This is a genomic window from Flavobacterium sp. (assembly GCF_027484705.1).
Lineage (GTDB): Bacteria > Bacteroidota > Bacteroidia > Flavobacteriales > Flavobacteriaceae > Flavobacterium.
The window spans coordinates 68,175-86,772 of record NZ_JAIXSL010000016.1; the positions used below are offsets into that span (position 1 = coordinate 68,175).

Here is an 18,598-nt window from a genome sequence, read left to right on the forward strand (position 1 = left end):
TCAGATTCAAAAAAAAAGGGAGCCAAATCGGTTCCCTTTTTTTTTATGCTAATAATCTTCGCCGCCGTTGTCGGAATCTCCTTTTTTCGGCTGTTTGTCGCGGTCTGTTTTCTGCTTGTTGAATCGGTACGTAAATGACAGTGTAATCTGACGTTCGCGCCATTGCATCTCGCTGTAGGAATTGACGTTCGCCGTACTCAAATCGTTGATTCTTTTTCTGGAATTGAAGACGTCACTCACGTTGAACGCAATCGTTCCTTTGTCTTTCAAAACGTCTTTACTTAACGCTAAGTTCATGCTCGCATTGGCTTTATTGGTGCCTTGCGCGGTTTTCTGTGCGGCGTTATAAGTTCCGTTGGTTTGGAAATCAACTTTGTAAGGTAAGGTGATTTTAGAAGTAAGACGCGTAAACCATGTGGATGAAGTGTTGTAAAGATCGATGGTTGTGGCCGTGTTGTCTGTTTTGAGGTAAGTGTAACTTCCGTCGGTTTTGTTGCTGAAGTAATTGAAATTTCCGTTGAGTTTCCACCATTTGTAAGGTGTGAAATTGAGCGTGAATTCAAACCCGAGTTTGTTGTCGGTCGCGAGGTTGAAAGGCGTGTTGACAATCACTGGAATGTCATTGATTTTATCGCCACGTTCTTTTCGAATGACTTGAAATGAATTCTTCGTGTTGTTGATGTATAACGAAGTGCTTAACGTGACTTTAGTCCATTTTTTTAAGAAGCCTAAATCGTACGCATCGCTGAGCGCAGGATCTAAATCTGGATTTCCTACGAATAAGTTGACGTTGCTCGAATACGACGAAAACGGGTTGATGAAACGATCGCGCGGACGATTGATACGTTTGCTATAATTGAGCGAGATGTTCGTTTTGTCGTTGATTTCGTAGGTTAGGAAAGCACTCGGAAAAAAGTTGTCGTAATTTTTGGTATTAAAATCCTGCGTGGCAAGCTGGTTGATTTCGATGTTGGAATTCTCGTAGCGCAATCCAGTTAAAACTGAGAACTTTTTAATTTTGGTACCGAGTTGTGCGTAAGCGGAATTGATGTTTTCTTTATACTCGAAAGTGTTTGTGAATCTCGGATTTTTGGTGAAGTTATTGTTTCCTAAAAGATCTTCTTCTACTTTATAATCAGAAAGTAAGGTCAGATAACTTCCTTTGACGCCAAGCTCCAATTGGCTGTTTTTCTTGAAAGGCAAAACGTAATCGGATTGGATCAGATTTCTGCTTTGGGTTTGGTTGTTGATGGTTCTTTCCGATGTAATGAAAATCGGTGTTGGCAAGATTCCGTTGCCATAAATATTGGAATTTTCTTTGTCTTTATTCACGGAAAAGGCGCCATCGATGGTGAATTTATGCCCGTCGCGTTTGAACCTTTTGATGTAGTTCGTAGTGTATTCCACATCTTGACTCGAGCGAAATAAATCATTGTAACGCTGGCGTCGCTCGAAAGGATTGTTCGAATAAATTGAATAGATGACATCTTCAGGATTACCGCCTTTGTTTTTTCGCAATGAAAGTGTATTCGTCCAAGAGGAAGTCGCGTCTAAATAAAGTTCCATTCCAAAACTGCCGTTGAAACCTTCGCGCGATCTTTTATTATTCCTGCGTTCCTCGATATAGGAAACCAAATTGCCCGCGTCATCATAATTTTCCTGATTGATTTTGGTATTGCCCGGACCGTTACTTTTGCTGTAACCAAGCGAAGTAAAGAAATTGGATCCTTTATTTTTAGCATTGAAATTTCCCGAAACGCCCGTATTTTCAGGCGAACCCGCTGAAACAATCACGCTGCCGTTGATGCCTTGGTTTTTGCCTCTTTTGAGAATGATGTTCAGGATGCCGCCACCACCTTCAGCATCATAACGCGCAGAAGGGTTGGTAATCACTTCGACTTTGTCAATCGCATCGGCCGGAATCTGGCGCAAAGCATCGGCAATATTCACCGAATTCGACGGTTTCCCATCAATCAGAATGCGCACATTGCTGTTGCCTCGTAGACTAACCGCGCCATCCACATCAACGGTTACCGAAGGAATGTTATCAAGCACATCGCTGACGGTTCCGCCTTTGACCATCAAATCCTGTCCGACGCTGTAGACTTTTTTGTCAAGTTTGATTTCTATGCTTGTAGTTTGTGCGCGTACTTCGACGGCTTTGAGTTGTGTGGCGTCTTCATCGAGAGAAATCGTTCCGAGTGAAGTGTCTTGCTGATAGTCTTTGGCTGGGATTTCGAAAGCTTTGAACGAAATGAATTCGGCTTTGACAGTATAATTTCCTGCAGTAATTGAAACGTCGAATTCGCCTTTGGCATTGGTAATTCCACCGCCTATGATTTTCGGGTTTTTGGTATTGATGAAAGTGATCGTCGCGTATTCAAGCGGTTGCTGGCTCACTTTTTCTACAATCTTACCGGTAATTTTAATTTTTTTGGATTCGGGTCTGTTCTGGGCGATGATGATAACAGGAAGTAAGAATAGGAAAAGTTTGGATTTGATTGAGGTCATAGCGAATAAGTTAGTACTTATAGAACACAAAAATAAGTTTTGGTTTAGAGCGCCTTTCACAAAGCTTTGTTAAATGATGGATTTGGCTTTTTCGAAAGGACGTGCAATGACGGCTTTTTCACCATTGATGACAATAGGTCTTTCTATTAAAATTGGATGCGAAACCATAGCCTCGATGATTTTTTTGTCGGTCATTTTTTTGTCTTTATATTGTTCGATCCAGACGGATTCTTTTTGCCGGACAAGTTCAATGGGTTTGATATTGAGTTTGCGGATGATTTCAGAAAGTTCTTCAAAGGTCGGTGGCTGCTCTAAATATTTGACGATATGAAACTTGTGGTGTGAATCTTCCAAAAAAGCCAAACATTCTCTAGATTTTGTGCATCTCGTATTGTGGTATATCGTAATCATCGCTGTTGTTTTTTTACAAAGGAATTGATTTATTTTTTAAAAAATGAACTAAATTAGTCGAAAATCAAAGGCATGTTTATAGAACAAGGCATTCGCAAGGAAAATAAATTTTGGAAGTATATTGTAGGTTCATTGTTGATTATATTGGCTTCAACCATCGGTCAAATTCCTTTATTGGTCGCCGTTATGGCAAAATCGATGGCTTCCGGAAAAGTTTTCTCTGGCGATCAGGAAGTGATGATGAAAACGCTCGATTCGAATCTGACCCTTTTTCTGATTATGGCTTCGTTTGTCTTTGCCATTGGCGGCATTTACTTTGTGCTGCGGTTCCTGCACCAACAAACGTTGAAGGAAATCATCACAGCACGCCCAAAAATAGACTGGAACCGAATTGGATTTTCGTTCATGATTTGGGCCATGATCACTATAGCTTCAACGGTAATGGCTTATTATATGAGCCCGGAAGATTTTGTAGTCAATTTTAAACCAATGCCATTTCTGTATTTATTGATTATCGCCACCATTATGATTCCGATACAGACAACTTGTGAAGAATTGGTGTTCCGCGGTTATCTGATGCAAGGTTTTGCCAATCTTGGCATGACGAAATGGTTTCCATTGTTGATGACTTCGGTAATTTTTGGGACCATGCATATTTTTAATCCTGAAGTGAGCAAAATGGGTTACATCATTTTGGTGTATTATATCGGTACGGGATTGTTTATGGGCGTCATCACCTTAATGGACGATGGCATGGAACTTTCTCTCGGCTTCCACGCTGCAAATAACCTTATCGGCGCTTTATTGGTGACTACTGATTGGTCCGTTTTCCAAACCGATTCGATATGGAAAGACATCTCTCAACCTTCGGTGGTTGTTGATACTATCTTGCCTGTCTTCATCATATATCCCGTGCTTTTATTTATCTTTAGTAAAAAATACAATTGGTCTGATTGGCAGGAAAAACTAACAGGAAAAATTAACCCAGAAACCATAGAAAATCATGAATGAATTGACTTATCACAACGTACACAACAGTTTCAAACTCTATGGGTTTCATATGAATCGCGAGGATTTGTGCCGTGTGGCCTATAGTTTCATCAAGGAAGGTGAAGATTTCGAAAAACCGGTAGGTAGTTTTATCTTAGATTGGTTTGATGACCGTCCGTATCTTGAAATGAATACCTCAGGCACGACAGGAAAATCAAAAACCATCCGAATCGATAAACAGGCGATGGTGAATTCTGCTTTGGCGACGGGAGACTTTTTCGATATTCATCCCGGAAATAAAGCCTTGCAATGTCTTCCTGTTCAGTATATCGCCGGTAAAATGATGCTTGTGCGCGCTTTCATACTGGGTCTCGACATGGATTTGGTCGCACCCAATTCCGCGCCTCTATATAAAAACGACACGGATTATGATTTCGTAGCGATGGTTCCTTTGCAGGCGCAACATTCGTTAAAGGAACTCAAACGCGTGAAGAAAGTGATTATCGGTGGCGCCAAAATCAGCACCACGCTGGAAAAACAGCTCACAAAATTATCCACGATTGCCTATGAAACTTACGGCATGACCGAAACCATTACACATATTGCCGCGAAAAAGGTAGGGGAAAAGGCATTTACCGTGTTACCTAATGTGACGATCTCTTACAACGACAACAACTGTCTGGTGATTCATGCGCCGAGAATTTCAGATGAAGTCATCGTAACCAATGATATTGTGGAACTCGTCAATGAAAACCAGTTCGTGTTCCTTGGACGTTATGATAATGTAGTGAACAGTGGCGGTATCAAGCTGATGCCCGAGCAGATTGAAGAAAAACTTGGCAGTAAAATAGAAGCTAGGTATTTCGTTGCCGGAAAACCCGACCAGAAACTAGGAGAAAAACTGGTGCTGATCGTTGAAGGGGAAAAGCAAACCATTGATGAGGCTGTTTTTGATGTACTGGACAAATATGAAAAACCGAAAGAGATTTTGTTTGTACCCAAATTCAAGGAAACCGAAAACGGAAAAATCATCAGGAAAGAAACGCTGGATTTGGTCTAATAAATTAATTAAGTAAATCCTAAGGAAAGGTCAGTAATATATAAAAGTCAAATCCGTTTTATAGTCACCTACCAAATTCAGAAATATTATGAAAAGCCTGCTGTTGTCCTTATTGTTTTTACTTCCGATCCAATGGGAGTCGAATTTCGAAACCGCAAAGAAAACCGCCAAAGAAAAGCATCAGCTTATCCTGTTGAACTTTTCAGGTTCGGATTGGTGTGCGCCTTGCATTCTGCTCAGAAAAGACTATATCGAAAGCCAAGTGTTTACGGACTTCGCGAATGACCATCTTGTTTTGGTGAATGCTGATTTTCCGCGAAAGAAAAAAAATCAGGGTACACCGGAACAAATCAAAAGAAATGAAGCATTAGCGGAACAATACAATAAACAAGGTAATTTCCCCTTCACTTTGATTCTTAATGCCGACGGTAAAGTACTCAAAACATGGGTAGGCAAACCCGAAGTAAGTCCCGAGCAATGGACTGCCGAAATCAAAGCCGTATGTGATGCCAACCAATAGTATTGCCACCATGAAGATTTTTTCCGAGTCGCTAAAGTTGATGGGTAATAATTTTACCATCAGTGTCGTCGATGAAGAAGAAGCGGTCGCTAAGAAACACATCCATACCGCGATTGATGAAATCAGAAGAATTGAGCAACTGTTTACCACTTTTAAACCCGACAGCCAAACCAATCTCATCAATGATCATGCGGGAATTCAACCCATAATTGTCGATCAGGAAGTTTTTGAGTTGATTGAAAGAAGTATCGCTATCTCGAAAATCACGCAAGGTGCTTTTGATATTTCGTACGGAAGCATCGACAAAAGCCTTTGGAATTTTGACAAAACCATGACCAAATTGCCAAGCGCCGAAGCCGCCAGAAAAATGGTGCATCTGATTAATTATCAAAACATCGTTCTCGATGCGGCGAATCGTTCCGTCTTTTTGAAAGAGAAAGGCATGCGCATCGGTTTTGGCGGTATCGGAAAAGGATACGCAGCAGAAATGGCCAAAAAGCTATTGATTAAAAATGGCGTGCAAAGCGGCATCATCAATGCCAGCGGCGATTTGACGACTTGGGGAAACCAACCTGATGGAAAACCCTGGACGATTGGAATTGCAGATCCAGACCGGCCTCAAGCGGCTTTTTCGTACATCGAAATATCGAACAAAGCAGTTGCTACTTCAGGAAACTATGAGAAATACATTCTGATTGACGGGAAAAAATATTCGCACACGATTGACCCTAAAACAGGCTTACCGATTTCAGGCATCAAAAGTGTCACGGTCATTAGCAATAACGCTGAATTGGCTGATGCGATGGCCACACCGATTGCCGTAATGGGCATTAACGCCGGATTATTTCTGATCAACCAGCTGCCGGATTTGCACTGTATCATCATCGATGACCATAATAAAATTTACACTTCTAAAAACATCCACCTCAAATGAAAAAACGAACATCTAAATTGCTGTTGCTTTTGGGTATTGTCATCTCAGCTGTTTCATGCACTACAGTCAAGGAATATCAGAAAGGAAAACTCAACGATTCCGAAATGGTGCTTTCGAACCGAAAAATTGAAAAAACAGAAATGAGCTTCCAAACCTATCGCGAAGGTGCTTCGGGCGCCAATGCCGGAAAAGTAGGCGGTGGCTGCGGCTGTAATTAATCTCCAAATCAAGAAACAGTAATGAAAAGAATATTGATCACAGGATTGGCGTTGCTTGGCTTGTTTCAGGCTTATTCGCAATCAAAACCTACGGATTCTACGGGCTATAAAAGCCGCAAACTTAAAGTGGATGAAATCAATTTGGTATCGAGTTATTACAAGCAGGATGGAGACAATTCCGCTGTTACGGGTGGAATTGGCTCTGAAGAACTGACTGATATCGCCAACACGATTGACGTCAAATTGCTCAAATACAGCAAATCAGGAAAAAAACAGACTTTGGATGTTGAAGTCGGCATCGACCGTTATACTTCGGCTTCATCGGACAGAATTGATTTAAAAGCCAATTCCTCAGCTTCATCGGAAGATGTCCGTTTTTATCCGTCGCTTAGTTACACCGTCGAGAACGAAGAAAAAGGGAATACTATAGGTGTCGGTTTGTCATCGTCAACCGAATTCGACTACCAGTCTTTTGGTGGGAATGTCAGTTATTCCAAAAAAACTAAAGACAGAAACGGTGAATTTACAGCCAAATTTCAGGCATTTCTTGACCAGGTTAAAATTATAAAGCCTACAGAATTGCGACTTCCGGGAGAAGGTTATGGCACTGAAGGCAGAAATACTTTTGCAGCATCCTTGAGTTATTCACAAATCGTGAATCAGAATTTCCAGATTATGTTTTTGGCTGATGTAATCACCCAGCAAGGTTATTTGAGTCTTCCGTTTCATAGGGTTTATTTTAATGATGCGATAGATGTGTATGATTCACATCAAGAAAAGCTTCCGGATACGCGACTCAAGATTCCGCTGGCCGTGCGCGCGAGTTATTTCTTGGGCGACAATGTGATTATCCGAGCTTATTATCGTTATTACTCGGATGATTGGAAACTCACTTCGCACACTGCCAACCTTGAAGTTCCGGTAAAATTGACTCCGTTTTTCTCTTTGAGCCCGTTTTACCGATATTACACGCAAAGCAGTATCAAATATTTTAAAGGATATAAAGAACACACAGCTGCTGAGGAATTCTACACGAGCAATTACGATTTATCGCAATTCAACAGTAGTTTTTTGGGAATGGGAATGAAGTTCTCTCCACCAAAAGGTGTTTTTGGAATCAAGCATTTTCACACGCTTGAGATGCGCTACGGGCATTATACGAAAACCACGAATATGGTCTCGAACATTGTCAGCATCAACCTTAAATACAAATAATGTTTGATATCATTGAATAAAAAAAGCACACTACGATCATATCATAGTGCGCTTTTTCTTTGGATAAACTTTTTACTTTTCCATTTTGAAATAATAATCCGCGGAGTGTTTTCCGCCACCGTAGAAGAGGAAGAACACGCTGATTCCAAAAATGGCAGTCGCTAAAATGAGGTTGTTCGGACGCATTTCGCCCATAAAGTTAATCAGAATTGCACCTAATAGAATTGGAAGCTGCGCAATAATCGCCCAACGCGTCAGCAATCCGAACACAATCATAATGCCGCCCATGATATGCGCCGCAGCGATGTAATGAAAAGTAAGCATGCCGCCCATGAAGTTGCTCAGTGGTGCAATCAAGTCTTCAAATTCGCGGTTGTGTGTGATGAAGGAAGCGCCTTTGTAAATCAGGAAAACACCCAAAGCGATTCTTAGCGTGTCCAATCCGTAATTCGTGTGGGCGTTGGCCCATTTGTTCAAACCTTTTACTGAAGTATTCATAATAAATAAGTTTAGAATTTAATCTAAGTTACTATTTATTAATGACATACGTTTTGTTTTAATAAAACATTTGAACAATTTAATCCACAGGTTCTACCTGATAAAGGAATTTTTTGGTGTTGAAATTTTTGACGCCAAAGCCTTTTTTGACTTTATATTTGGTTTTAGCCCATTGAGTGGTTACAAGAATTCTAACTTTTTTTCCGTTGATGTCAATTTCTACAGGCATTTCGAAGTTGTTTTCCTGCGCAGACCATTGTAGTGAGAGGCGTTTTTTGCTATCGATTCTCATCTTCAGCACGGGAATTTCTTTGTGTTTCAAATATTGATTGAAAACAGGGGTAAGGTCCGAACCGCTTTCCTGATTGAAAAAAGCAACTACCGTTGGCGTATCAATGATTTGATGGCGGAAGGTTTGCGAATATTTCAAAAGTATGTCCCACCATTTTTGGTCGTTATTGACGATATGCCGGATTGTGTTGAGCATTAAAGCGCCTTTGTAATACATATCGCCCGAACCTTCATTGGCAACGCCGTATTGCCCGATAATCGGTTTGTCGTTCTGAATGTTGCGCTTGAGTCCGTTGATGTACAGCTGTGCTTTTTCATAACCATATAGGCATTCGAGATACACACTTTCGGTGTAACAAGTAAATCCTTCGTGAATCCACATATCGGCAACGTCTTTAGAAGTGATGCTGTTGCCGAACCATTCATGGCCACTTTCGTGAATGATGATGAAGTCAAATAATAAGCCAATTCCAGTGCCCGACAAATCGCCGCCGAGATAACCGGATTGGTATTTATTTCCGTATGCCACAGCGCTTTGGTGTTCCATACCTAAATAATGGGTTTCCACTAATTTGTAACCGTCTTCTGGAAACGGATAAGGGCCGAACTTGCTTTGGAAACAATCCATCATGGGTTTGACTTGCTCGAATTGTTTGCGCGCTTTGGATTCATTTTCACGCAAAACATAGTAATCCAAATCAAGGCCTTTGTATTTTTCGCCGAAATGAATATAATCGCCAATATTCACCGTAATATCGTAATTGTTGATCGGGTTTTTAACTTCCCAATCCCAACGTGTATAGCCATTTTTTAAATCTTGCTGACCAATCAATTGGCCGTTCGAAACATTCATCAAACCATTCGGAACAGCTACTTTTATAGTACTTCCGTGGTCAGGTTCGTCGGTTTGGGAATCTTTGCACGGAAACCACAAACTTGCTCCGGTGCCTTGCACCGCCACGCCAATCCAGTCTTTTCCATAGGAATCTTTATCGAAAACAAACCCGCCATCCCAAGGCGCATGCTTTGCAATCAGTGGATTTCCGGAATAATAAAACCGGATTTTTTGCAGGGAATCTTTGTTTAATGGTTTTTGAAAATCAATGAAAACGGCGTCGAATTCTCTTTTGTAGTTTAATTTTTTGGCATCGAGAACAATACTGTCGATGCGCATGTTTTCGAATAAATCAAGTTGGATTTTAGTCGTGTTTTCGATGACTTTGAAAGTAATATCGTTAAAACCAACAATCGATTTTTGCTGCGGATCGATTTTGATATTAAGATCATAACGCAATACATCGAAACAAGTTCGTTCCAAGCGCAAGCCACCGCGAAGGGAATCTTTTCGGGAGAAGGTTTCTTGTGAAAACCCTTGCTGGAATCCTATTAAAAACAACAATACAAAGCAGATTCTTTTCATAGTTTAAATAGTAAAGCACTGCTTGTAAAGTTACTCCTGATTTTGTTACCTCAAAAGAATAACTGCATTTTTTAAACTATAAGGGATAATTCTTCATTTTTCCCCGCCAACACAAACGATGATTAGTAGCACAACAGTAATAATAGAAAAGACGGTTCTGATGTTATTGAAAGTATTCCAGCGATTTTCGAAAAGAGCTCTTTGCATTTTTATGGCTTGTTTGGTTTGATGTACTGCATCAAAATTTTCCAAAGTGTCATTCAAAGAAACATTGCCGAAAACGGTCACGAAAAAAACACCAAGATAATAGCAAAATGTAGCGGTAATTAATAGTTTGAATTTAAAGGTTAAGGACGATTCGTAATTCAAATATACCGTTAACGGAAGTAAAATCAGCAACCCAAAAAAGCAACTGAAAAAAACAGGGTTTTGAATTTCCCTATTAATCGATTGCATCGCTTTGATATAATCAGTATCGCTCAGTTTTCCCAAACCTAAAGACACTGAACAGGAATAAGCGTAAAAAAGCCCGGCCATAAGTGCCGAAAAGGTAGTTGTAATTATGAGGATTCCGTCTGATGTTTTCATGAGGTAATGGTTTTAATGACGCAATAGTTTGATGTATTGGATGACCAGATCAATTTGATTTTGAGTCAATCTCTTACCCCAATTCGGCATAATGTTTTTTCCATTGGAGATAATCGAAAAATAGTCATGATCGGAAAGCTTGCTTTTTTGCAGGTTTTTGGCACCGAATAATCCTTTGGTTCCATCTTTTCCGTGGCATTTGGCGCACTTGTTTTCAAAGATGCTTTTGCTATTGCTGTTTTTGTCTTTTTGTTGCGAAAACCCAGTTGATGCTATGAAAAGCAAAATGATTAGGGATGTTGATTTTCTTTTTAGGATGGATGATGACTTCATAATATTAAAATTTAATACTGCAAAGTTGTAGCGTAGAATATTCAAAAAATAGAAAGAAACCGACAGTGTCAGTTGTTTTTTTGAAAAGTTTTGGGTGTTTTTCCTGTAAAGGCTTTGAACACTTTTATAAAATGCGATTGATCCGAAAACCCATTGGCGTAAACGATGTCGGTCAATTTGGTGTAATCTCTAATCGTCAACTGTTCTAAGGATTGTTGGAACTGAATGATTTTTGAAAATTGTTTCGCCGAAATGCCCACCTGACTGATGAATTTTCTTTCGAGTGTTCTTTCGTTCAAATCCAATTGATGACACAAATCAGTAATGCTTAATTGGCCTTGATGCTCATCGATGCATTGAATGGCTTGTCTTATGGTCAAATCGAGTTCGTTTTTTTTGATTTCAAAATAGCGATAAAGCAACGAAGTGATGATTTCGATGTTACTTTTAAAATCATCTGAATTTTGTAATTGCTCAATGGCAGTCGTTATTTCCGATTGGTTCAATTCCTGAAGATTAAAGCAATTGTCATTGATGTCTTTAGGATTGATATTAAAAAAACTCCTGAGGACAAACGGATAAAGTTGAAACACCATTAGTTTGTATTTCCCTTCCATGACAAGCTCAATCGGTTTGATGGTTTGACCGTAAAGAAAAAGAGCGGGCATTTCTTTTTCATGCGGATTGACGTGGAGCCCGTTGCTGGTTTGTTGAAACATCAAGCCCGGATAGCCGTCGGCAAAGAAAGGCAGTATTGTTTTTGGAACTTTTTCGCTTTCCTCAAAAACCAAAATGTTCTTGACAAACAATGCAATTTTTGCTTCTGGAATGCAAGAATAAAATTCCATCGCTTTTAAACGTTGATTTGTAGTTAAACCTGAATCACTCCAAGATTGAATTTTTTCTCAATAGGAGCGTGGTTCGCCGCTTCAATACCCATTGAAATCCAGGTTCTGGTATCTATCGGATCGATGATCGCATCTGTCCACAATCTTGAGGCCGCATAATAGGGAGAAACCTGCGCATCGTAACGTGCTTTTATTTTGTCGAACAGTTCTTTTTCTTTGACTTCATCGACGACTTCTCCTTTGGCTTTTAACGAAGAAGCTTCGATTTGTGCCAACACTTTCGCGGCTTGTGTTCCGCCCATCACAGCGAGTTCTGCACTTGGCCAGGCGAAAATCAATCTCGGATCGTATGCTTTTCCGCACATCGCGTAATTTCCGGCTCCGTAAGAATTGCCGACAATCACCGTAAACTTCGGCACCACAGAATTGGAAACGGCGTTGACCATTTTAGCGCCATCTTTAATGATTCCACCATGTTCACTTTTAGAACCGACCATAAAACCGGTAACGTCCTGCACAAACACCAACGGGATTTTCTTTTGGTTGCAATTCGCTATAAAACGCGTGGCTTTATCGGCAGAATCCGAATAAATCGCACCACCAAATTGCATTTCGCCTTTGGCAGTTTTGACTACTTTTCGTTGGTTCGCAACAATGCCTACGGCCCAACCGTCAATTCTGGTGTAAGCTGTGATTAAAGTTTTTCCGTAATCGGGTTTGTATTCGTCCCACTCGGAATTATCGACCAATCGTTTGATGATGTCATACATATCGTACTGATCGGCCCGCGATTTTGGAATGATGCCGTATATTTCTTTTTCGTCAGCAGCCGGTTTTTCAGCTTTTTCTCTGTTAAAACCTGCTTTATCGTAATCTCCAATTTTCCCGACGATACTTTTGATTCGGTCTAAAGCGTCTTTATCGTCTTTTGCTTTGTAATCCGTTACGCCTGAAATCGAGCAATGTGTTGTGGCGCCTCCGAGGGTTTCGTTGTCTATGGTTTCTCCGATTGCGGCTTTCACGAGATAACTTCCGGCTAAAAAGATGCTTCCGGTTTTATCCACGATCATCGCTTCATCGCTCATAATCGGAAGGTAAGCGCCACCGGCTACACAGCTTCCCATGACGGCGGCGATTTGGGTGATTCCCATACTCGACATCACGGCATTGTTTCGAAAAATTCTTCCGAAGTGTTCTTTATCTGGGAAAATTTCATCTTGCATAGGTAAATAAACACCGGCTGAATCGACTAGATAGATAATCGGCAAACGGTTTTCCATCGCGATTTCCTGTGCTCTTAAATTCTTTTTTCCGGTAATTGGAAACCAAGCGCCGGCTTTTACAGTAGCATCATTAGCGACCACAATACATTGCTTTCCTTTGATGTATCCGATTTTGACCACGACACCGCCCGAAGGACAACCGCCGTGTTCCGCATACATGCCATCGCCAACAAAAGCGCCAATCTCGATGCTTTTGGCTTTTGGGTCGAGCAAATAATCGATGCGTTCGCGCGCCGTCATTTTTCCTTCAGCATGCAGTTTTTCGATTCTTTTTTCACCGCCGCCCAAACGGACTTTGGCAAATCGTTGTTTTAAATCGGAAAGTAAAAGTTTGTTGTGATCTTCGTTTTTATTGAAGTTGATGTCCATAAAAGCTTCTGGTTTATTGATGCGCTAAAATACGAAATCGTTTGAATTATGCTGCGGCTTATTCAAAACTAATGTAAATTTATCTTTAAGAAAAGGTTAACTCGATAACAACTTCTTGTTGCTAACTTAATATTAAATTAACATTAACAGGTTACTTTTGCTTCAAAATTTTAAACCAACAGTCATGACATTAAATAATATTTTTCAGTTTTTAGTTCCGAAAGATAAAAAGTTCTTCCCTTTATTTGAACAGGCTTCTGCGAACTTAATTATTTTAGCAGAAACTTTGCATGAAGCTGTCAATGCGCCTAAAGAAGAAAGAGAAGAATATTTTAAGAAAATAGCGGATCTGGAAATCACGATTGAAGAAATTACGCACATGACACACTTGGAGCTCAGCAGAAATTTCATTACACCTTTTGACCGCGAAGATATTCATATGTTGATAAAATCCATCGACAACGTGGCGGATTTTATGCACGGTGCCGCGAGCAGAATGCGTTTGTATCAGGTAGAGAAAATCACAAAATCGATCAGGAAACTAACTGAAATCAACCTTGAAGCTTGTCAGCTCATTGGTGTTGGAATTAGAGAATTGAAAGTCATGAACAACAAAGCCATCAAAGAAACCTGCAAAAGAATCAATAAATTGGAAAGTAAAGCGGATGATGTTTTCGACAAGGCCGTCGCGGATATCTTTGAAAATGAAACCGATGCTAAAAATATCATTAAATATAAAGAAGTTTTGTCGGCATTAGAATCAGCATCAGATAAATGTAAAAGCGTATCGAACGTGATGGAACAAATTTCGGTGAAACATTCATAAAATCGCCAACTAAAATTTCATTTTATGGATTTTACACTTCTCATTATCATTATAGTCCTTTCTTTAATCTTTGACTATATTAATGGTTTTCACGATGCGGCGAACTCGATTGCCACGATTGTAGCCACAAAAGTATTGACGCCTTTTCAGGCCGTTTTGTGGGCTGCTTTTTTCAACTTTTTAGCGTATTGGGTTTTCGGATTTGGTGTTGCTGATACGGTTGCTAAAACGGCAAATACTAGCAATATCAATTTGATCGTGATTTTATCGGGTGTCATCGCGGCAATTATCTGGAATTTAATCACATGGTGGAAAGGAATTCCGTCTTCGTCCTCACATACTTTGATTGGTGGATTTGCGGGCGCAGCCATTGCTCATGGTTTCACAGGCGTGACCGATCCTGAACATGCGGGATTTAAAATCGTAAACTGGATTAATCAGGCCAAAGCGGGTGAATTATTGCCTTCAGGGGTATTGATTGTTATTTTGTTTATCGTATTTGCACCTTTACTCGGAATGATTATCGCCTATTTCATGTCGTTATGGCTGATGTATTCCTCTAAAAAAAATATTTACCCAAAAATTCTCACGGTCGTTTTAATGGTATTGGTAGCTTGGTTTTTAAGTAGCGTATTGGAATCCTATTCCGATATTAAAAAGCCAAGATTTGAAAGCCATACGCTTAGTTTCTTTTGTGAACCTGCGAATATCAAATGGTTTTTGGTGGGCGTAGTGTTTTATAGTCTGGCGATTTTCAATTTGTTCTTCAGTTCATTTTCAACCGCAAAAGCGGAAGCTGTCTTGAAGAAAATGCAGTTGTTGTCTTCTGCGGCATTCAGTTTAGGACACGGTGGAAACGATTCACAAAAAGTAATGGGAATCATCGCTGCAGCAGTTGCGGTGTATATCAAATCCAATCCGCATGTGGATATGTCTGTAGGTTGGTTAGATTTGAATGTTGTGCTGCCATCTGAAAAAGACGGCGTCAAGATCGATGGCGTGATGCCTGAATGGATTCCACTGACCTGTTATACCGTAATCGCTTTAGGAACACTCAGTGGTGGTTGGAAAATCGTAAAAACGATGGGCTCCAAAATCACAAAAGTAACCGCATTTGAAGGCGTGGTGGCGGAATCTGCAGGAGCATTGACATTGTTCTCTACAGAGCATTTCAAAATTCCGGTATCGACTACACATACTATTGCAGGTTCCATCATCGGGGTAGGAATCACCAAAAGGGTTTCTGCCGTGCGTTGGGGCATCACTGTAAAACTATTATGGGCGTGGTTATTGACGATTCCGGTTTCTGCTGTTCTGGCTGCTTTGGTTTATTTGCTGCTCAATTTATTTTTATAAGAAGATATAACATAAAAAAAACTGCCTTTTTTAAGGCAGTTTTTTTGTTCAGTAGTACAAGAATTTTTACTCTAAGACGCAAACCTCAATTTGTTCAGCATGATTCTTTAGTTTAAGTTCACTCAGATTATTGTTGGATTTTGGATAGGATTTTTATTTAATCAGTCGTTTTATCGCTGCCCATTGTTTTAAGGCATCACGAGCTTCAACGGCAGGATAACCCAAAACCGTTTTTCCGGCTTCAACATCGGCTGCTACTCCGGAACCGGCGCCTACGATAACGCCATCGCCAAGCGTAAGGTGGTCTTTAATTGATGCACTACCTCCGATGATTACACCGTTTCCGAGTGTCACTGATCCGGCCAAACCGCTGTTTCCGGCCATAATGCAGAATTTTCCAAGTTGGCTGTTGTGACCAATTTGAACCAGATTATCGATTTTGCAGCCGTCACCCAAAACGGTAGAACTGAATTTTCCGCGATCTACACTTGAGTTTGCGCCGATTTCAACATTGTTGCCAATGACTACATTGCCGATTTGCGGAATCTTCACCAAACCTCTTTCAGCACAAGGCCTGAATCCAAATCCGTCTGCACCAATGGTAGCGTTCGGGTGTATGATGCAATAATTTCCAATATGACAACGCTCGCGAACAACGGCTCCAGACCAGATTACGGTGTTTTTGCCAATCGTACATTCATCAAATATGGTAACATTAGGATAGATTATGGTGTTTTCGCCAAGCGTTACTTTCGGTCCTATATAACAATTGGCACCGATTTTCGAACCTTGTCCAATCACGGCTGAAGCATCGATCACGGCTGTTGGGTGAATGTCAGTGTCAAATACCGGTGGAGCAGGAGCGAACATTTCCAATACCTGCGACATTGCTAAATCGGCATTCTTAACTTTGATGAACGCGCGATTTTCACCCGGTTCTATAGAAATGTCTTCGTTAACTACCGCAACACAAGCTTTAGAGGTTTCCCAAAACTTCTCATATTTCTTGTTCCCAATGAATGAAATCTCAGAATCGCTGGCGAGGCTTAATTGTTCTGGAGCCGTAATTTTTTTAGTGGTTGATCCGGATATAACGCCTTTAAGGACTTCGTTGATTTCGAGCAAAGAATACGATTTCATGTTTAGACTTGGGTTTTTGTTGGTTATAATTTCCCAAATAAAAACAATAAGAATGAAAATACCTAATTCTTAAAGAAATTCCGGAAACGCAATGACATTAATAACGCACTAATGACTTTATTATTTTTCGGCCAGCGCAATGAGTTTCAAAATCGTTTTCCAATTGCGCGAAGTGGCTTGCAATCGGAGCTTTTTTTCGATGACTACATTATTGAGTTTGGTGTTTGCGGCAGAATCGGCATACCATAAATAAAGCGCACGGTTTTTATTTATGAAGCGGTCGTTGGCGAAATCTATCGCTTGTAATTGATTGAAATTATCAGCAAGCGGAATATCAGAGAGAAATGCCACATAAGGTTGTGTGGGATCCAAAAGATTTTCGGCAACAAAAGGATTTTCGGAAACGATGGTTTTTAATTCTTCTAAAGTCGTAACGCGCACCGGAACCAGAAAACCAAAATGTTCTTCAATTTTCTGAGCAATCATTTCTTCCAAAATGGCAACGTCCGAAATCGCACTGTCAAAAATAATATTGCCGCTTTGGATGTAAGTGGTAATGTTCTCAAAATCGAGTTCACTCAAAACCTGACGCAATGTTTCCATCTTAATGATCTTATGACCGCTAACATTGATGCCGCGCAATAAAGCAATATAAGTCGCCATACCTTATGTTCTAAAATCTCAATTTAGTGTTCTTCTTTTTGTCCCATCATCATCAGAAACGCTTTTAGAAACGCATCAATCTCGCCATTCATTACGCCGTCGACATCGCTGGTTTCGTAACCCGTGCGGACATCTTTCACCAATTTGTAGGGATGCATCACATAATTCCGGATTTGCGAACCCCATTCGATTTTCATCTTTTCGGCCTCGATATCGTTGCGCTGTTCCTGTTGTTTCTTGAGTTCAATTTCGTACAACTGCGATTTCAGCATCTGCATCGCGCGTTGTCGGTTGTCCTGCTGCGAACGCGTTTCCGAACACTGAATCTGGATTCCCGTAGGCTTGTGAAACAACTGCACTTTAGTCTCCACTTTATTGACATTCTGACCACCGGCACCACTCGAACGCGAGGTGATGATGTCAATATCGGCAGGGTTGATGTCGATTTCAATCGTATCATCCACCAACGGATAAACATAAACCGAAACAAAAGAAGTATGCCGTTTCGCATTGCTGTCGAACGGGGAAATCCGCACCAAACGATGCACACCGTTTTCACCTTTGAGATAACCGAACGCAAAATCGCCTTCAATTTCCAAAGTCACGGTTTTTATTCCTGCGGCATCACCTTTCTGGAAGTTGAGTTCCTTGATCTTATAACCTGATTTTTCGGCCCACATCATATACATGCGCATGAGCATTTCGGCCCAATCGCAGCTTTCGGTTCCGCCAGCTCCGGCTGTAATCTGCAGTACGGCACTAAGCGAATCGCCTTCGTCGGAAAGCATATTTTTAAACTCGATATCTTCTATAAACGTATTGGCTACATCAAACTGCGCATCGAGTTCATCTACAGTGAGTTCACCTTCTTTATAAAACTCAAAAGCAAGCTGTAACTCATCGGTGAGAATGATGGCTTTTTCGTAATCTTCAACCCACTTTTTCTTAGAGCGCAGGTTCTTTACGAGGATCTCGGCTTCCTTGGCGTTATCCCAAAAATTCGGGGCGAAAGTCTTTTCCTCTTCGTTGGCAATTTCTACAAGCTTGGCATCGATGTCAAAGATACCTCCTCAACGCACCAAGGCGTTCTACAATACCTTTTATTTGTTCGGTAGTTGTCATAA

General features: G+C 40.6%; 19 protein-coding genes. 8 read left to right on the forward strand and 11 right to left on the reverse strand.

Annotated features, from left to right (window positions below; all coding sequences use genetic code 11):
- Positions 1 to 48: 48 nt before the first annotated feature.
- Positions 49 to 2,511 (reverse strand): outer membrane beta-barrel family protein, encoded by a 2,463-nt coding sequence (locus tag Q0058_RS08955; RefSeq protein ID WP_298223053.1) that lies wholly within the window; start codon positions 2,509 to 2,511, stop codon positions 49 to 51.
- A gap of 69 nt (positions 2,512 to 2,580) precedes the next feature.
- Positions 2,581 to 2,922, reverse strand: coding sequence for an arsenate reductase (glutaredoxin) (gene arsC / locus Q0058_RS08960; protein ID WP_298223054.1), 342 nt, complete (start codon positions 2,920 to 2,922; stop codon positions 2,581 to 2,583).
- 72 nt (positions 2,923 to 2,994) lie between these two features.
- Between arsC and Q0058_RS08965 the strand changes: the two genes are divergently transcribed.
- The 6 genes from Q0058_RS08965 (at position 2,995) to Q0058_RS08990 (ending at position 7,859) form a co-directional block, all read left to right on the forward strand.
- A complete protein-coding gene (locus tag Q0058_RS08965) occupies positions 2,995 to 3,933 on the forward strand; it encodes a CPBP family intramembrane glutamic endopeptidase (RefSeq protein ID WP_298223056.1) in 939 nt (312 codons plus the stop codon).
- Positions 3,926 to 4,972, forward strand: coding sequence for an AMP-binding protein (locus tag Q0058_RS08970; protein ID WP_298223058.1), 1,047 nt, complete (start codon positions 3,926 to 3,928; stop codon positions 4,970 to 4,972). The genes Q0058_RS08965 and Q0058_RS08970 overlap by 8 nt, the downstream gene beginning before the upstream one ends.
- Positions 4,973 to 5,060: 88 nt before the next feature.
- Positions 5,061 to 5,492: a thioredoxin family protein gene (locus Q0058_RS08975; RefSeq protein ID WP_298223060.1), complete on the forward strand. Its 432-nt coding sequence runs from the start codon at positions 5,061 to 5,063 to the stop codon at positions 5,490 to 5,492.
- Entirely contained in the window at positions 5,479 to 6,426 is a 948-nt protein-coding gene (locus Q0058_RS08980) for an FAD:protein FMN transferase (RefSeq protein WP_298223061.1), read from the forward strand. Before Q0058_RS08975 ends, Q0058_RS08980 begins: the two co-directional genes overlap by 14 nt.
- Positions 6,423 to 6,644 carry a DUF4266 domain-containing protein gene (locus Q0058_RS08985; protein ID WP_298223062.1) on the forward strand — a complete coding sequence of 74 codons (222 nt, stop codon included), beginning with the start codon at positions 6,423 to 6,425 and terminating at the stop codon, positions 6,642 to 6,644. The genes Q0058_RS08980 and Q0058_RS08985 overlap by 4 nt, the downstream gene beginning before the upstream one ends.
- 21 nt (positions 6,645 to 6,665) lie before the next feature.
- Positions 6,666 to 7,859, forward strand: coding sequence for a DUF3570 domain-containing protein (locus tag Q0058_RS08990; protein ID WP_298223063.1), 1,194 nt, complete (start codon positions 6,666 to 6,668; stop codon positions 7,857 to 7,859).
- A gap of 72 nt (positions 7,860 to 7,931) precedes the next feature.
- Here the strand turns inward: Q0058_RS08990 and Q0058_RS08995 are convergent, their stop codons facing one another.
- The 6 genes from Q0058_RS08995 to Q0058_RS09020 all read right to left on the reverse strand — a co-directional run bounded on the left by Q0058_RS08995 (position 7,932) and on the right by Q0058_RS09020 (position 13,489).
- The gene (locus Q0058_RS08995) at positions 7,932 to 8,357 is read right to left on the reverse strand and encodes a DoxX family protein (RefSeq protein ID WP_298223064.1); all 426 of its coding nucleotides are present in this window, start codon (positions 8,355 to 8,357) and stop codon (positions 7,932 to 7,934) included.
- Positions 8,358 to 8,436: 79 nt separating this feature from the next.
- Entirely contained in the window at positions 8,437 to 10,068 is a 1,632-nt protein-coding gene (locus tag Q0058_RS09000) for a M1 family metallopeptidase (RefSeq protein ID WP_298223065.1), read from the reverse strand.
- A 93-nt stretch (positions 10,069 to 10,161) separates the two neighbouring features.
- Complete coding sequence (locus Q0058_RS09005; protein ID WP_298223066.1) at positions 10,162 to 10,656, reverse strand: anthrone oxygenase family protein; 495 nt, start codon at positions 10,654 to 10,656, stop codon at positions 10,162 to 10,164.
- A gap of 12 nt (positions 10,657 to 10,668) precedes the next feature.
- Entirely contained in the window at positions 10,669 to 10,989 is a 321-nt protein-coding gene (locus Q0058_RS09010; RefSeq protein ID WP_298223067.1) for a cytochrome c, read from the reverse strand.
- Positions 10,990 to 11,057: 68 nt separating this feature from the next.
- Positions 11,058 to 11,837 (reverse strand): AraC family transcriptional regulator, encoded by a 780-nt coding sequence (locus Q0058_RS09015; protein ID WP_298223068.1) that lies wholly within the window; start codon positions 11,835 to 11,837, stop codon positions 11,058 to 11,060.
- Between the two features lie 23 nt (positions 11,838 to 11,860).
- Positions 11,861 to 13,489, reverse strand: a complete 1,629-nt coding sequence (locus Q0058_RS09020) for a carboxyl transferase domain-containing protein (RefSeq protein ID WP_298223069.1) — start codon at positions 13,487 to 13,489, stop codon at positions 11,861 to 11,863.
- A gap of 184 nt (positions 13,490 to 13,673) precedes the next feature.
- On the opposite strand from Q0058_RS09020, the gene Q0058_RS09025 reads away from it, so the two are divergent.
- On the forward strand, positions 13,674 to 14,315 hold the full coding sequence (locus tag Q0058_RS09025) for a DUF47 family protein (RefSeq protein WP_298223070.1): 642 nt from the start codon (positions 13,674 to 13,676) through the stop codon (positions 14,313 to 14,315).
- A 24-nt stretch (positions 14,316 to 14,339) separates the two neighbouring features.
- Entirely contained in the window at positions 14,340 to 15,671 is a 1,332-nt protein-coding gene (locus Q0058_RS09030; RefSeq protein WP_298223071.1) for an inorganic phosphate transporter, read from the forward strand.
- Positions 15,672 to 15,824: 153 nt separating this feature from the next.
- On the opposite strand, the gene lpxD is transcribed toward Q0058_RS09030, so the two are convergent.
- From lpxD to prfB, 3 genes are all read right to left on the reverse strand, one after another.
- Positions 15,825 to 16,811, reverse strand: a complete 987-nt coding sequence (gene lpxD / locus Q0058_RS09035) for a UDP-3-O-(3-hydroxymyristoyl)glucosamine N-acyltransferase (protein ID WP_298223073.1) — start codon at positions 16,809 to 16,811, stop codon at positions 15,825 to 15,827.
- 120 nt (positions 16,812 to 16,931) lie between these two features.
- Positions 16,932 to 17,474 carry a DUF1697 domain-containing protein gene (locus tag Q0058_RS09040; RefSeq protein WP_298223075.1) on the reverse strand — a complete coding sequence of 181 codons (543 nt, stop codon included), beginning with the start codon at positions 17,472 to 17,474 and terminating at the stop codon, positions 16,932 to 16,934.
- 23 nt (positions 17,475 to 17,497) lie between these two features.
- Positions 17,498 to 18,596 (reverse strand): peptide chain release factor 2 gene (prfB, locus tag Q0058_RS09045; protein ID WP_298223077.1). Its coding sequence is split into 2 segments (ribosomal slippage): positions 17,498 to 18,532 and positions 18,534 to 18,596, totalling 1,098 coding nucleotides; the frame shifts between segments, so codons are not numbered across the junction.
- Positions 18,597 to 18,598: the final 2 nt, after the last annotated feature.

Bases quoted from the DNA above. Each gene is read 5' to 3' on its own strand.
- Q0058_RS08955 (WP_298223053.1), bottom strand. From the start codon at position 2,511: ATGACCTCAATCAAATCCAAACTTTTCCTATTCTTACTTCCTGTTATC.
- arsC (WP_298223054.1), bottom strand. From the start codon at position 2,922: ATGATTACGATATACCACAATACGAGATGCACAAAATCTAGAGAATGT.
- Q0058_RS08965 (WP_298223056.1), top strand. From the start codon at position 2,995: ATGTTTATAGAACAAGGCATTCGCAAGGAAAATAAATTTTGGAAGTAT.
- Q0058_RS08970 (WP_298223058.1), top strand. From the start codon at position 3,926: ATGAATGAATTGACTTATCACAACGTACACAACAGTTTCAAACTCTAT.
- Q0058_RS08975 (WP_298223060.1), top strand. From the start codon at position 5,061: ATGAAAAGCCTGCTGTTGTCCTTATTGTTTTTACTTCCGATCCAATGG.
- Q0058_RS08980 (WP_298223061.1), top strand. From the start codon at position 5,479: ATGCCAACCAATAGTATTGCCACCATGAAGATTTTTTCCGAGTCGCTA.
- Q0058_RS08985 (WP_298223062.1), top strand. From the start codon at position 6,423: ATGAAAAAACGAACATCTAAATTGCTGTTGCTTTTGGGTATTGTCATC.
- Q0058_RS08990 (WP_298223063.1), top strand. From the start codon at position 6,666: ATGAAAAGAATATTGATCACAGGATTGGCGTTGCTTGGCTTGTTTCAG.
- Q0058_RS08995 (WP_298223064.1), bottom strand. From the start codon at position 8,357: ATGAATACTTCAGTAAAAGGTTTGAACAAATGGGCCAACGCCCACACG.
- Q0058_RS09000 (WP_298223065.1), bottom strand. From the start codon at position 10,068: ATGAAAAGAATCTGCTTTGTATTGTTGTTTTTAATAGGATTCCAGCAA.
- Q0058_RS09005 (WP_298223066.1), bottom strand. From the start codon at position 10,656: ATGAAAACATCAGACGGAATCCTCATAATTACAACTACCTTTTCGGCA.
- Q0058_RS09010 (WP_298223067.1), bottom strand. From the start codon at position 10,989: ATGAAGTCATCATCCATCCTAAAAAGAAAATCAACATCCCTAATCATT.
- Q0058_RS09015 (WP_298223068.1), bottom strand. From the start codon at position 11,837: ATGGAATTTTATTCTTGCATTCCAGAAGCAAAAATTGCATTGTTTGTC.
- Q0058_RS09020 (WP_298223069.1), bottom strand. From the start codon at position 13,489: ATGGACATCAACTTCAATAAAAACGAAGATCACAACAAACTTTTACTT.
- Q0058_RS09025 (WP_298223070.1), top strand. From the start codon at position 13,674: ATGACATTAAATAATATTTTTCAGTTTTTAGTTCCGAAAGATAAAAAG.
- Q0058_RS09030 (WP_298223071.1), top strand. From the start codon at position 14,340: ATGGATTTTACACTTCTCATTATCATTATAGTCCTTTCTTTAATCTTT.
- lpxD (WP_298223073.1), bottom strand. From the start codon at position 16,811: ATGAAATCGTATTCTTTGCTCGAAATCAACGAAGTCCTTAAAGGCGTT.
- Q0058_RS09040 (WP_298223075.1), bottom strand. From the start codon at position 17,474: ATGGCGACTTATATTGCTTTATTGCGCGGCATCAATGTTAGCGGTCAT.